Annotated in this window: 15 protein-coding genes; 13 read left to right on the top strand and 2 right to left on the bottom strand. The window is 36.3% G+C overall.

The annotated features are described in order from the left end of the window. Position 1: 1 nt before the first annotated feature. The 13 genes from hemW to LKD20_RS03460 all read left to right on the top strand — a co-directional run bounded on the left by hemW (position 2) and on the right by LKD20_RS03460 (position 13,216). Positions 2–1,186, top strand: a complete 1,185-nt coding sequence (gene hemW, locus LKD20_RS03520) for a radical SAM family heme chaperone HemW (RefSeq protein ID WP_227720932.1) — start codon at positions 2–4, stop codon at positions 1,184–1,186. 81 nt (positions 1,187–1,267) lie between these two features. Further along, a complete protein-coding gene (locus tag LKD20_RS03515; RefSeq protein WP_227720931.1) occupies positions 1,268–1,870 on the top strand; it encodes a nitrite/sulfite reductase domain-containing protein in 603 nt (200 codons plus the stop codon). A 399-nt stretch (positions 1,871–2,269) separates the two neighbouring features. Continuing rightward, the gene (hrcA, locus tag LKD20_RS03510; RefSeq protein WP_213467818.1) at positions 2,270–3,286 is read left to right on the top strand and encodes a heat-inducible transcriptional repressor HrcA; all 1,017 of its coding nucleotides are present in this window, start codon (positions 2,270–2,272) and stop codon (positions 3,284–3,286) included. A gap of 12 nt (positions 3,287–3,298) precedes the next feature. Then, entirely contained in the window at positions 3,299–3,844 is a 546-nt protein-coding gene (gene grpE, locus LKD20_RS03505) for a nucleotide exchange factor GrpE (protein ID WP_105089164.1), read from the top strand. Between the two features lie 28 nt (positions 3,845–3,872). After that, positions 3,873–5,714, top strand: coding sequence for a molecular chaperone DnaK (gene dnaK / locus LKD20_RS03500; protein WP_227720930.1), 1,842 nt, complete (start codon positions 3,873–3,875; stop codon positions 5,712–5,714). A 16-nt stretch (positions 5,715–5,730) separates the two neighbouring features. Then, on the top strand, positions 5,731–6,888 hold the full coding sequence (gene dnaJ / locus LKD20_RS03495) for a molecular chaperone DnaJ (protein ID WP_105085588.1): 1,158 nt from the start codon (positions 5,731–5,733) through the stop codon (positions 6,886–6,888). Between the two features lie 55 nt (positions 6,889–6,943). After that, complete coding sequence (locus LKD20_RS03490; protein ID WP_024064384.1) at positions 6,944–7,807, top strand: 50S ribosomal protein L11 methyltransferase; 864 nt, start codon at positions 6,944–6,946, stop codon at positions 7,805–7,807. Continuing rightward, entirely contained in the window at positions 7,804–8,535 is a 732-nt protein-coding gene (locus LKD20_RS03485) for an RsmE family RNA methyltransferase (protein WP_308518611.1), read from the top strand. The genes LKD20_RS03490 and LKD20_RS03485 overlap by 4 nt, the downstream gene beginning before the upstream one ends. A gap of 24 nt (positions 8,536–8,559) precedes the next feature. Then, positions 8,560–9,855, top strand: coding sequence for a tRNA (N(6)-L-threonylcarbamoyladenosine(37)-C(2))-methylthiotransferase MtaB (gene mtaB / locus LKD20_RS03480; RefSeq protein ID WP_227720928.1), 1,296 nt, complete (start codon positions 8,560–8,562; stop codon positions 9,853–9,855). Positions 9,856–9,866: 11 nt separating this feature from the next. Further along, positions 9,867–10,211 carry a histidine triad nucleotide-binding protein gene (locus LKD20_RS03475; protein WP_024063776.1) on the top strand — a complete coding sequence of 115 codons (345 nt, stop codon included), beginning with the start codon at positions 9,867–9,869 and terminating at the stop codon, positions 10,209–10,211. A 157-nt stretch (positions 10,212–10,368) separates the two neighbouring features. Continuing rightward, positions 10,369–10,548, top strand: coding sequence for a 30S ribosomal protein S21 (rpsU, locus tag LKD20_RS03470; RefSeq protein ID WP_004695751.1), 180 nt, complete (start codon positions 10,369–10,371; stop codon positions 10,546–10,548). Between the two features lie 81 nt (positions 10,549–10,629). After that, a complete protein-coding gene (locus LKD20_RS03465; RefSeq protein WP_129823006.1) occupies positions 10,630–11,073 on the top strand; it encodes a GatB/YqeY domain-containing protein in 444 nt (147 codons plus the stop codon). A 238-nt stretch (positions 11,074–11,311) separates the two neighbouring features. Beyond that, entirely contained in the window at positions 11,312–13,216 is a 1,905-nt protein-coding gene (locus tag LKD20_RS03460) for a type I glutamate--ammonia ligase (RefSeq protein WP_227720927.1), read from the top strand. A gap of 92 nt (positions 13,217–13,308) precedes the next feature. On the opposite strand, the gene LKD20_RS03455 is transcribed toward LKD20_RS03460, so the two are convergent. Both LKD20_RS03455 and tpx read right to left on the bottom strand, forming a co-directional pair. Continuing rightward, complete coding sequence (locus LKD20_RS03455) at positions 13,309–13,704, bottom strand: phosphate-starvation-inducible protein PsiE (protein ID WP_024066740.1); 396 nt, start codon at positions 13,702–13,704, stop codon at positions 13,309–13,311. A gap of 111 nt (positions 13,705–13,815) precedes the next feature. Then, positions 13,816–14,331, bottom strand: coding sequence for a thiol peroxidase (gene tpx / locus LKD20_RS03450; RefSeq protein ID WP_024064190.1), 516 nt, complete (start codon positions 14,329–14,331; stop codon positions 13,816–13,818). Positions 14,332–14,396: the final 65 nt, after the last annotated feature.

The raw sequence follows: 14,396 nt of genomic DNA, 5'->3' as shown, positions 1-14,396 counted from the left end.
AATGAAAACAGATTCTAATACTTTGAATCTGTCTACACTTGGGGATATGGGCTTGTATGTCCATATCCCTTTTTGTAAACAGAAATGTATGTACTGTGATTTTCCTGCCTATCAAAATTTACAAGATTATTATGAAACCTATGTCTATGCCTTAGTACAAGAGATGGATCTTTGGGTTTCTGAACATCCTGAATCTAAAGAGCGGTCCATTGATACGATTTACTTTGGTGGTGGTACGCCTACTGAATTATCAATTCAACAACTACAGATGATTGTAGATAAAATCAAAAGTACTTTTACAATTACTGATGATTGTCATATGACTATAGAGTCTAATCCTGGTGAAGTAGATCTACAGTATCTAACTAAGTTAGTTAAACTAGGTTTTAATCGCATTAGTTTTGGTGTTCAAACCTTTGATGATAAGGCGCTTACTATGTTGCATCGCAGTCATAATGGTGAAAAGGCTAAACAAGCTGTTTACGATGCTAAAGAGGCGGGATTTACTGATATTAATATTGATTTAATCTATGGTTTACCACGACAAACCTTAGAGGATATTCAGCGTAATTTAAATATTGTAAAAGACCTACCGATTAATCATATTTCTACGTATGGCTTACAAGTTGAGATAGGCACATATTTATATCATTTAGTACATAAGAACTTGATCTCTATTCCTAGTGAAAGTATAGATGAGTTAATGTATGATACGATGATGTCTGGTTTAAAAGAATTAGGATTTGAGCGATACGAGATTTCAAATTTCGCGAAGGGTAATTCCTATAGTCGTCATAATTTAAAATATTGGCACTATATAGACTATTTAGGCTTTGGTGCTGGTGCGCATTCCTTCTATGACGGAGTACGCCGTAGTAATAATCGTAATATAATGCCTTATATACAATCCGTTGATCGATATATTATGCCCACTATCGATACGGAGACGATTTCTGTAGAGAGGGCTCAAGAGGACTTTTGCTTTTTAGCGCTTCGCACTAAATGGGGGCTTGATGAGCAAAAATTTGAAAAAAGATTTGGCGTATCTGTTCATGATTTATTTGGTACTACAATAAAAGATTTAGATAGTAAAGGTTTATTAACGTATCAAAATGGTACCTATCATTTAACCCCTGAAGGTGCCAAGCATGGGAATTATGTGTTTAGTCAATTTATTCGTGAGTAATTTCTCACAGTTTCTCAAAATCTAATATGTTAGTATAAATAGGATGATGATGAATAAGCATGCTAGATTTGAGGAGGAACGATGAAGACATCTGTAATATTACACGGTTTGCATAATGAATTTACTTTAGATCAAATGAAAGCATGTATAACACTGGCTGAAAAATATGGAGGATCCTTCCGTCATGTTGTAACAGGTATACAAATTACAGGTATAGAAAAAGATGATAAAGAACAGCTTATCTCTGAACTGCCTGAAGGTGTGACTACTGTTATTCATAGGGGTGTTAATTCCTTAATCGCCTGCGTAGGTAAAGGCTATTGTAAAAATGGCCAAATGGAAACTAAAGAATTGGCTGATTATGTAGAGAGAAAACATTACGGCCGAAAAACATCTCACAAGTGCAAAATTGGTATCAGTGGCTGTGGTCGTAACTGTCCAGATGCAATGGTAAAAGATATTGCTTTTATTGGTACGTCTCAAGGTTTTATGTTAGCTGTTGGCGGCAATACAGGAATGCGACCAGAGGCTGGTAAAATTTTGGCTAGAAAGCTTACTGTTGAGCAATCCAAAAAAGCTGTAGATATCTTAGTAGATTGGTATGCAGAACATGGCGAGCCCCGTGAGCGTATGGGAAAATTATTAGAACGCCTAGGTAATCCATTAGAAGGTGTAGAACTATAAATAGCTATATTTTAAGTGCTAATGGTTTTATAAATTCTTAATCTGTACGTTTATCTAGAGAGTGATTGGTTTTTCTCTGAATTTTAGTAACAATAAAATTATTAGATATATAAACACTTATACTATTTCATGGTTTTAATAATACAAATTTTATTAGACCATCATATTCTACTATTTAGATTTTAGAATATGACATAAATGTAGATAGTATAAGTGTTTTCTTATTATTACACTTTGATTTTTTGACTAATTAATTAAAAATATTCAATTGTCTTTTTGACTAAATAGATATTATTTGACTTTTTAAGGATTTTTTTGCTTGACAATTTTTTCCAATGTGATAATATTATACATGCGATTAGCACTCAAAGTTTATGAGTGCTAACAAGAGGTGTCATTATGGATGAAAGAAAACAGCGCATCTTGCGAGCCATAATTGAAGACTACGTTAAATCTGCTGAACCTGTAGGTTCCAGGACGATTGCAAAGAATTATAATCTTGGTATTAGTCCTGCAACAGTACGAAATGAAATGTCCGATTTAGAGGAGTTAGGCTATTTGGAGCAACCTCATACATCGGCGGGACGTATTCCTTCAGCTAAAGGCTATCGCTTATATGTTGATTCTATGTTGAGTCAACAACCTGTTCCATTACAGGATGCTGAGAAAATTGAAATGTTATGGAAACATTCTAATGGATCTACCAGTGAGCTCTTCTTAAATATGGCTAAATTATTATCACAAGTTAGCCATAGCATGAGTTTGTTCTTAGCTCCAGCCCATGATAGAGCATTAATCAAATACATTCATGTATTGCCGCTTGATTCACATCAAGCTGTTATGGTTGTTATTACTGAGACTGGTGCTCTTGATAATGAATTAATGTACTTTACTGAAGGCGTTTCGCCTGATTTATTACAAAGTTTAGCTATGCAATTTAGCAATGCTTTACAGAATATAGGTATTGGTCATGTAACGGCTGAAGCGTTGGGAACACTATTGATTCATATGGAAGGACCCCAAGGGATTTTGATGATCCTTTCAGAAACATTATTACGAGCAATTAATAAACGTAAGTTGTTCTATTCTGTAGGTACCACAGAGTTGTTAAATCAACCAGAGTTTAAGTCTGTTGAAAAGGTACAACCCTTACTTTCATTAGTGGAAGAACAAAATCAATTGGGGCAACTATTAAAAGATGATTCACCTACACCTGTAAAGGTAAAGATTGGCAATGAAAATGATACCGAAGCACTGCAATCGATGAGTGTAGTACAAGCTGATTTTACAAATCAAGATCAACCTATCGGTACTCTTGCTATTCTAGGACCGACACGAATGGAATATGGTCGTATCATTGGCATGTTGTCTCATATGAAACATATAATGGAATCTATGGTAAAAGAACAAAAATAGAAAGGGCATATAATGGCTGAAGAACAAGACATTAAACAAGAAACAGTTGACGAAACAGTGGAAACTACAAATGTAGAGACGCCAGCTGTTGAGGAAGCCGAAGAAGTTGTGGCGGACGCAGCTCAAGTATTAGAGGAGCTCAAAGCAGACTTTGATAATCGCTATAAGCGTTTACAAGCGGACTTCGACAACTTCAAACGTCGTACTAATCAAGAAAAAGAGCAACTTGCAGGATATGTTAAAGGGGATGTACTTACAGATCTACTTCCTGTATTAGATAACTTTGAACGAGCTGTTCAAAGCCCAGTGGAAGGTGATGCAAAGGTATTCCTTGATGGATTTATCATGATCCATCAAAACTTGATGGCTATGTTATCTAAACATGGTTTAGCCGTTATCGATGCGGTAGGTAAACCATTTGATCCAAATTTCCATCAAGCGATTATGCGAGTGCCGTCAGATGAATATGAATCTGATACGGTATGTGAAGTATTGCAAACTGGCTATACTGTTGATGGTCGTTGTATTCGTCCAGCAATGGTAAAAGTTGTTGAATAGATTATAAAGGTTTTAGGAGGCATATATTATGGCAAAGGTAATTGGTATTGATTTAGGTACTACAAACTCTTGTGTTGCGGTTATGGAAGGCGGCGAACCTACGGTTATTACTAACCAAGAAGGCGCTCGTACTACTCCTTCCGTTGTTGGTTTTGCAAAAAATGGCGAACGTTTAGTAGGTCAATTGGCTAAACGTCAAGCTGTATCTAACCCAGAAAACACAATCATTTCTATTAAACGTCACATGGGTACAGACTACAAAGTAACTGTAGAAGGTAAATCTTATACTCCTCAAGAAATTTCTGCAATGATTCTTCAAAAAATCAAAGCTGATGCAGAAGCATATTTGGGCGAACCTGTTAAACAAGCAGTTATCACAGTTCCTGCATACTTTACAGATGCTCAACGTCAAGCTACTAAAGACGCTGGTGCCATTGCAGGCCTTGAAGTACTTCGTATCATCAACGAACCAACAGCAGCAGCTCTTGCATATGGCGTAGATAAAGATGAAGATGGTAAAGTTCTTGTATTTGACCTTGGTGGTGGTACATTCGACGTATCCATTCTTGAACTTGGCGATGGCGTATTCGAAGTATTAGCAACATCTGGTAACAACCATCTTGGTGGTGATGACTTCGACCAACGCATTATGAACTACCTTATTGAAGAGTTCAAAAAAGAAACAGGTATCGATTTATCCAATGATAAATTAGCTGATCAACGTTTAAAAGAAGCTGCTGAAAAAGCAAAAATTGAATTGTCTGGCGTAGCAAGTACAAATATCAATTTGCCATTCATCACAGCTGATGCTACTGGTCCTAAACACTTGGATGTAACATTGACTCGTGCTAAATTCGAAGAATTAACTGCTGATTTGGTACAAGCTACTATCGAACCTACTCGTAAAGCTATGAACGATGCTGGTTTATCTGCATCCGATATCGATAAAGTGTTGTTAGTTGGTGGTTCTAGCCGTATTCCAGCTGTACAAGACGCTATTAAAAAAGTATTGGGTAAAGAACCAACTAAAAACGTTAACCCAGATGAATGTGTAGCTATTGGTGCTGCTATTCAAGGTGGTGTATTAGTAGGTGAAGTTAAAGACGTATTGTTACTTGATGTAACTCCATTGTCTCTTGGTATTGAAACAATGGGTGGTGTATTCACACGTATTATTGATCGTAACACTACAATTCCTACATCTAAATCTCAAGTATTCTCCACTGCAGCAGATAATCAACCATCTGTAGATATCCATGTATTACAAGGTGAACGTGAGTTCGCAGCAGATAATAAAACATTGGGTCGCTTTAACTTGGATGGTATTCCAGCAGCTCCTCGTGGGGTTCCTCAAATCGAAGTAACATTCGACATCGATGCTAATGGTATCGTACATGTAAAAGCAAAAGACTTGGGTACTCAAAAAGAACAAAAAATTACAATCACTTCTTCTAGCGGTTTAAAAGAAGACGAAATCGATCGCATGGTTAAAGAAGCTGAAGCACATGCAGCAGAAGATAAAGCTAGAAAAGAAGAATTAGATGTTAAAAACAATGCAGATTCCTTGGTATACCAAGCTGAAAAAGCATTGAAAGAACTTGATGGTAAAGGCGACACAGCTTTGTTGAAAGAAGTTGAAGAAGCAAAAGATAAATTGAAAAAATCTATCGAAGCAGGCAACATCGAAGATATCAAAAAAGACAGTGAAGCTTTGGAACAACCATTACATAAATTAGCTGAGCAAATGTATGCAGCAGCACAACAAGCTCAACAAGCAGCTGGTGGTGCAGAGCAAGGTCAACAACAAACAAAATCTGATGACAATGTAGTTGATGCTGATTACACAGTAGTGGATGACGATAAGAAATAAGAAGGGTTGGTAACTAATGGCACGTGATTATTATGACATCTTAGGGGTCAGTAAAAATGCCTCTCAAGATGAAATCAAAAAGGCCTTCCGTAAAAAGGCACGCCAATACCATCCAGATGTAAATAAAGATAATCCTAAGGAAGCGGAAGCAAAGTTTAAAGAAGCGAACGAAGCTTACGAAGTATTGTCTGACGAAACTAAAAAAGCTCAATATGACCAATTCGGCCACGACGCCTTCAAACAAGGAGGCGGCGCTGGCGCCGGTGGTTTCCAAGGAGGCTTTGGCGGTTTCGGTGGTCAAGCTGGCGGCTTTGGTGATATCTTTGGCGACATTTTTGGTGGCATGTTTGGCGGTGGTCGCCAACAACAAGGCCCTCAAAAAGGCAATGACTTGCGCGAAGATATTGATATTTCCTTTGAAGATGCAGCCTTTGGTAAATCTATGGAAATAGAAGTGCATCGTCATGAAGAATGTGATCACTGTCATGGTACTGGTGGTGAACCAGGATCTCGTGTCGATACTTGTCCAAACTGTCATGGTTCTGGTCAAGAAGCGGTTATTCAAAATACTCCATTTGGACGTATGCAATCCGTTCGCACTTGTTCTCGTTGTCATGGTACTGGTAAAAGCATTGAAAAACCTTGTTCTAAATGCCGTGGTACAGGTGAAATGCTTGCTAAGCGCAAGATTTCTATCAAGATTCCAGCTGGCGTAGACAGCGGTTCTCGCTTACGTGTAGCTAATGAAGGGGAACCAGGTATTTTGGGCGGTCCTAAGGGTGACCTTTACGTATATATCTTTGTTCGTCCTCATAAGGAATTTGAACGAAATGGTAATGACGTTATTAGCCGTGTAAATATTAGTTTTGCTCAAGCTGCATTAGGTGCTACTATACAAGTTAACACCTTAGATGGTAAAGTAGAGTTAAAGATCCCAGAAGGTACTCAAACGGGAACGGCATTCCGCGTAAAGGGCAAAGGTATTCCATATTTGCGTAACCCTAAGCAACGAGGGGACCAACATATTGTGGTAACTGTTCAAACGCCTAAGAAGTTGACAGATACTCAACGTGAGTTGTTATTACGCTTTGCAAACGAAAGTAACGAAGATGTAAATAACTTACAAGTGAGCAAAAGTCTCTTTGAAAAAATTAAGGACGTTTTGACTAAATGAACAGCTCATGTGAAGGAATGGTTTGTTCCGTCACATTCCCTATAAAGGAGCATATATGCAGTGGATAGAAGTATCCATTGTCTGTGAAAGAGTAGCCACCGATGAGGTGACTACTCTTTTTGACGATTATGCAGACAATGGAATTATAGAAGAAGATGTAGAAAATCAACCAAATTTAATTAAATTAACTATGTATGCAGATCCATCATTGGACTCTAATACAATTAAGTCAGACTTAGAAAAACGTCTTACAGAAGCAAATATTAGTGTCACATCCGTTGATACAAATATATTAGATGAATCTACATGGCTTAATTCTTGGCAGCAATATATTGAACCTACAGAAATTCTACCTAATTTAATTATTAAACCTGCTTGGCAAGAATATGATAATGTCCACAATAAAACAATTATAGAAATCGATTCCGATATTTCCTTTGGTACTGGCTCTCATGAGACAACACGTACATGTGCCGAACTATTGAAATCTTATAGTGAATCCATGGATCTTAATCAAGTTACTTGTTTAGATATTGGTACAGGAACGGGTATTCTCTTATTGGTAGCAGCACATTTAGGGATCAAGCATTTGGTTGGGATTGATATTGAGGAATATGCTGCCAATCAAGCTCGTATTAACTGTGAGAATAATCATGTATCTGCAGAGATTATTTGTGGTAATTTGGATAGTGATTTCAATGGTACTGCCAAATTAATTTTAGCTAACTTAACAGTGGATCCACTTAAAATACTATTACCTCAAATTGGTAAAAAACTAGAGGATAAGGGGATTTTAATTATAAGTGGCATTATAGATGAACGGCATGATGAGATTATGCCATATATTAAGGCTGATTGGCATATTATTGAGGAGCGCATTGCAGGGCCTTGGCATACATTTGCGCTAAAAAAGCGATGAAAAAGATTTTTATTCCTACACCATTAGATGAAAGAATAGAATTACCGAAAGATGTGACGCATCATGTGTTACATGTATTTCGTCATAATATGGAGAAACCCATTACTGTAACGGGCAGTGATAATCGTTGTGGTATCTATCAGATTACCGATGAAGTTGATGGTATAGCACAGGCTAAACTTATTGAATATGTAGCGTCTGATGTATCGTCGTATCGAACTATTCTAGTTCAATCCTTATTGAAAGGTGAAAAGTTAGAATGGGTATTACAAAAGGCGACAGAGTTAAATGTAGATACCATTTATCTTGTATCTACGGCAAACTGTGTAGCTAAATATGATGATAAAAAACTACAATCAAAAGTCAGTCGTTGGGAAAAAATTATGCTAGAAGCAGCCCAACAGTGTGGACGCAATCAACTGCCCACACTTGTAGTAGGTGAAACGCTTTCACAAGTATTAGCAATCGAAGCTGACGCATTAAAACTAGTAGCCTATGAAAATGAAGATGGTCACACTATTAAGTCTGCACTACAATCAGTACACACTAATCAAACTATAACTGATATTCTAATCTGTGTTGGTCCAGAGGGGGGCTATCAAGAGAAGGAAATCAATGCTATTATAGAGAGTGGTGGCAAATCAGTATCGCTGGGCAATACTATTTTACGAGCTGAAACAGCTGCCATTGGATCATTAGCAATGATTCAATATGAATTAGAACTATAAATTAAATAAGAATAGAGAGGTGCAATGAAAACCGTTGCTTTTACAACCTTGGGCTGTCGCGTCAATCAGTATGACACAGATGCTATGAAAGGTTTATTTTTACAAAATAATTACGAAGCAGTAGACTTCGATGAAAAAGCTGATATATATGTAATTAATACATGTTCTGTAACGAATATGGGGGAAAAGAAATCCCGTCAATTAATTCGGAAAGCTAAGCGTCAAAATGAGGATGCCTATGTTATTGTAACTGGTTGTTATGCTCAACTTGATCCAGATGCTATTGCAGCTATCGATGGTGTTAACCTCGTTATTGGTACCAATAATCGATCTAAAATCGTTGAGCTAGTAGAGCAATTAGAATCTACAGAACGTCAAATCAATGCTGTTAGAGATATTATGAACGAGTCTAACTTTGAAGAAATGCCATTATATGGTAATGAATCTGATAAAGCTCGTGCTTTCATGAAAATTCAAGAAGGTTGTAATAACTATTGCGCCTTTTGTATCATTCCTTATACTCGAGGAAAATTGAAATCTCGTAAAGTGGATGATATTGTACAAGAAGCAAAACGTTTAGTAGACCATGGATTCCATGAAATCGTATTAACAGGTATACATTTGGGGAATTATGGTGTAGAATTGCCAGGCCGCCCTACATTAGCCGATGTAGTAAAAGCTTTATTAGAGATTCCTAATTTATATCGTATTCGTTTCGGGTCTATTGAGTCTGTAGAGGTTTCTGATGAGTTAGTAGAATTAATGGCTACTAATAAACGTGTTTGTCCACATTTACATTTACCACTACAAGCTGGTTCTGACCATGTATTACAATTGATGAAACGCCACTATACATTACAAGAATATAAAGACTTGATTGCAAATTTACGTTCTCGTATTAAAGATTTATCAATTACAACTGATATAATTGCAGGATTCCCACAAGAAACAGATGAGGATTTTGAAGAAACATTAAATACAGTGCGAGAAATAGGCTTTACTCATATTCATGCCTTCCCATACTCTATTCGTGAAGGTACACCAGCAGCTACTATGTCTGATCAAGTGCCAGAAGCCGTTAAAAAGACTCGTGTAGCACTTTTGAATGGTCTTAGCCAATCTGGCTATGAAGCATACGCAAAATCTCGCATTGGTAAGCCTGGTGAGATTCTCATCGAAAAAGAAGAGAATGGATATTATATGGGCTTAACAAATGAGTATATAAATGGTAAAGTAAAGTCTGATGGATTACATAAGATTGGTGATCTAATCGGAGGTACTGTTGTAGGTTTAGAAGATAATTATTTAATTATTGAATAAGGAGTTATCGTATGAGTGACTGCATTTTCTGTAAAATTATCAATGGTGAAATTCCATCTAAAAAAGTATTAGAAAACGATAAATTTTATGCATTCCATGATATTGAACCAGTGAAAAAAGTACATGTTCTTATTGTGCCAAAAAATCATGTAGCTAACATTGCTCATCTTACTGAAAAAAATGAAGACTATGTGGAAGGTTTATTGCCATTCGTACGTGATGTAGCGAAAGAACTAGGTATTTCTAAAGATGGTTATCGTTTGATCTTTAATACTGGCGCAAAAGCAGGTCAAACTGTATTCCATATGCATGCACATCTATTAGGTGGCGAAGAAATGGGCTGGCCTGAAGCTTAAAATTGAGTATAATGTATTCTTTTTATAATACTTATTAAAATTCCTATAAAATATACCGGAAAATATTGACAACATCTATACCTATACATATAATATTATATGTGCGTATGTAAATTATCAGCACTTCCCGAGATTATTTTTGGAGGGAGGGATATAGATGTCTGAAATCAAAGTCGGTAAAAACGAAACGCTTGAAAGTGCTCTTCGTCGATTCAAACGCTCCTGCCAAAAAGCGGGTGTTTTGTCTGAAGTAAGAAAACGCGAACACTACGAAAAACCAAGCGTAAAAAGAAAGAAAAAATCTGAAGCAGCAAGAAAACGCAAATTCAGAGCATAAGATGATTACCCTAATTCTGCCTTTTCATGGCTTCATGAAATCCAGAATTAGGGTTTCTTTATATATAAAATAGGAGGAACTATGAGCTTAAAAGATCAATTAAAAGAAGATATGAAAGCGGCTATGAAAGCGCGTGAAGAAGGTAAAACCGCTCTTTCTGTAATTCGCATGGTTAATAGTGCTATTAAGAATACAGAAATCAATGATAAAGTTGAGCTTGATGATAATGGTATTCTTGGGATTTTGGCGAAAGAAATGAAAACTCGCCAAGATTCTTTAGTTGAATTTGAAAAAGCGGGTCGTGAAGACTTAATTAGTCATGTTAAAGAAGAGATGGCAGTACTACAAAAATATTTACCAGCTCAAATGAGTGAAGATGAAATTCGTACAGTCGTAAAAGAAGCGATTGCTGCATGTGGCGATGCTGTAAATATGGGAAATGTTATGAAACATGTAATGCCAAAAACTAAAGGCCGTGCAGATGGTAAAGTAGTTAATAATATCGTTAAAGAGTTACTTGGATAATATATTGTAAAATAGCTAATTAAACAGTTGATATAGTTAGTATATTTAATTCATTAACATAGAACTCTTAAAACTATACTTAAGAGAATTATGAAATTCTATAGAAAGTTATTGACATGTATTTTCACTATATGATATTATGATTTCAACAAAATAATTGGTCAACGAAGACTCCACGTTAGATATATGGAATATATATCTATTTGTTGGAGTCTTTTTATTTTTAGGAGGAACCATTATGACTAATACTAAAGATTTATTGTATTACATTCCAGCAGGTCAATATGGTAAAGAAGGTGTTCTTGCACTATTAGAACAACATCCAGAAATTAAATTTGTATCTCTTGTAGGTATTGATTTAGCTGGTAATGATACAGATGAAAAAATCCCTATGGCAGCATTCTTTGATGATTATGAGGCATTCTTCGAAGGTCGTGCTGTTCAAACAGATGGTTCTTCTGTAGTACTTACAAATATTGCCACATTGAATAATGCACGTGTAGATATGTGGGGCGACCCAAGTGTAAACTGGTTCGTTGATTATAACTATGAAAATATCGATGAAGCAACAGGTTTACCAACTGGTACACTTCGTATTCCTGCATTCTTGATGCATAACTACCGTTATGTTGACTCTCGTTCTATCTTAAAAAATAGCTGTGATTATGTTCGTGCAGAACTATTATCCTTGATCAAAGAACATGGTCTACCTGGTATGCCTCATGTGAAAGCTGATGACGTTGTAGATATTATCTTTACATCTGCTACAGAATTGGAATTCTGGGTAAAAACTCCATCTAGAACAGTTACTAAAAAAGAATTATCCGTATCTCAAAAATTACAAGAACAATACTGGCAACGTACACATGGTACAGTTCGTACTGCATTAGAACAAGCAGTTGAACGCTTAGACCAATACGGTATGGTTGCAGAAATGGGCCATAAGGAAGTAGGTGGCGTTAAAGCTAAACTTGATGAAGATGGTCATGAAGCAGTTGTACTAGAACAATTAGAAATCGACTGGAAATTCTCTAATAACCCATTGCAAACAGCAGATAATGAATTACAAGCGCGTATTATCGTTCGTGAAGTGTTCCGTGAAAATGGTCTTGATGTAACATTCAATGCAAAACCTATTATTGGCGTAGCTGGTTCTGGTGAACATACACACTTTGGTGTTATGGCTAAATTAAAATCTGGTAAACTTGTAAACTTGTTTAGCCCAGAAGATATGCGTAAAGAATCTGCTAGCTCCTTGGGTATTGGTGCTATCATGGGGTTATTGAAACACTATGAAGCAATCAATCCATTTATCAGTTCTACAACAGACTCCTTAAATCGTTTAAAACCTGGTTTCGAAGCTCCAGTATGTATCGTTACATCTTTAGGTACTGATCCTTCCGAACCAAGCCGTAACCGTACAATCCTTTGTGGTTTGATTCGTGATATCGATAATCCTATGGCTACACGTTATGAATTGCGTTCTCCAAACCCTTACACAAATACATATACTGCATTAGCATTAATCTTCATCTCTGCATTTGATGGTATGAAATATGCTATTACATCTGGTAAAACACAAGCACAATTAGAAGCAGAGCTTTCCAAAGAAGTGGGTGAATCTGCTGATTACCTTGCTACAAATCGTGCATATCGTACAGAAAAAGACGTATTCGATGATTTCACTCAAGAAGAACGTAATCAAATGTTTGGTGTTGCACCAGCCACTGTATGGGAAAACATTAAAGGTTACCATAACAATCCTGAATTAGTTGAAACATTAGCTCAAGGCAATGCATTCGCAAAAGACTTGATGGATTCCTTTATCGCATCTATCTTGAAACGTTGGAAACTTGTATTGGCTCACCGCTTAATTCCGGATAATCTTGATACAGTTCGTAAGATGGTAGCTATTCATACTGATAGCCGTAATAGTGTAGATGATAAACGTTTTGCAGAAGTTAACGACTTACGTTTCTATCTTGCTAAAGATAGCGATGATCGTAAATCTTTATTCACTCGTTTAATCGATGCACTTAACTCTGGTGAATATGACTTAGCATCTCAATTGCAAATTGAAATGAACGATAAAATGGAAGAATTAGAAGCTAAATATGCTAACTATGCAAAAAACATCTTCTAATATCGGTTGATTCTATTACTCAAAAAGGGCTCCTACATTTGTAGGAGCCCTTTTATTCATATTAACTTTTTATAATTTAGCCGTTAAAGCTATTACTCGTTATGTCCTATAAACTTTTCTACTAGTACTAAGCTACATACAAGTACAAAAATTGCAACAGACCAGATTAAATTATCATATGACGATTCATGATCGATGATTAGCAGTCTAACAATTGCAGTTATGCCAATATATAAAAAGAAATTAAGCGGGAAGTGGAAGTTATTTTTAAAGTATTTTACGATGAGAGCAATAAACTCAAAGTATAAGAAGAAGGTAATTAATTCTTCAATTAATAAATAGTAAGTGCTATAACCTTGGATATTTGCCCACGTAATAAATCCTAGGCTAATTAAGGTATTAATGAGGGCAATACAAAGAGCAATGCCTACACCTACAAGGGCTATATTTTTTATAGTTAATAATAATTTAGAAATACGTATCCACATATATAATTCACCTACAATAAATATCTAAATACTATACCACATAAAAAAGACCGTACACCGTACGGTCTTTTTACGATTACACCACAGTATAATCAAGAGAATATCAAAGGATTAGATATCAGCTTTAATTGCTTCTAATGCAGCATCGAAGTTAACTGCTTGAGTTACTTCAGGAACGTATTCAACATAAGTTACTTTATTTTCTTTGTTGATTACTACTACGCCACGAGTTAAAAGACGAAGTTCTTCAATCAAGAAGCCATAGTTTTCACCGAAGGAAGCGTCTTTGTGGTCAGACAAAGTAATAACTTTATCTACGCCAGCAGCGCCACACCAACGTTTTTGAGCGAAAGGCAAGTCCATAGAAATTGTCAATACTACAACATCATCAGAAAGTGCAGTAGCATCTTGGTTGAACCAACGAGTTTGAGCGTCACAAACGCCTGTATCAAGGGAAGGAACAACGGAGATAACTTTTACTTTACCTTCGAAATCTTTTAATGTTTTAGGTTGTAAGTCGTTGCTTAAAACTGTGAAGTCAGGAGCTTGTTGACCTACTTTAACTTCTGGACCAACCAATGTGATAGGGCCACCTGCAAATGTTACTACGCCAGTACGTTTTTCCATGTTGTATTCCTCCTAAGAGTTTTAATTCTAATGTTCGTAAGGATACGTTTTGTATCTATGCATAG

It is taken from the genome of Veillonella fallax, assembly GCF_020687175.1.
GTDB classification, from domain to species: Bacteria; Bacillota; Negativicutes; order Veillonellales; family Veillonellaceae; genus Veillonella; species Veillonella fallax.
This window is presented reverse-complemented; position numbering and strand designations above follow the sequence as displayed.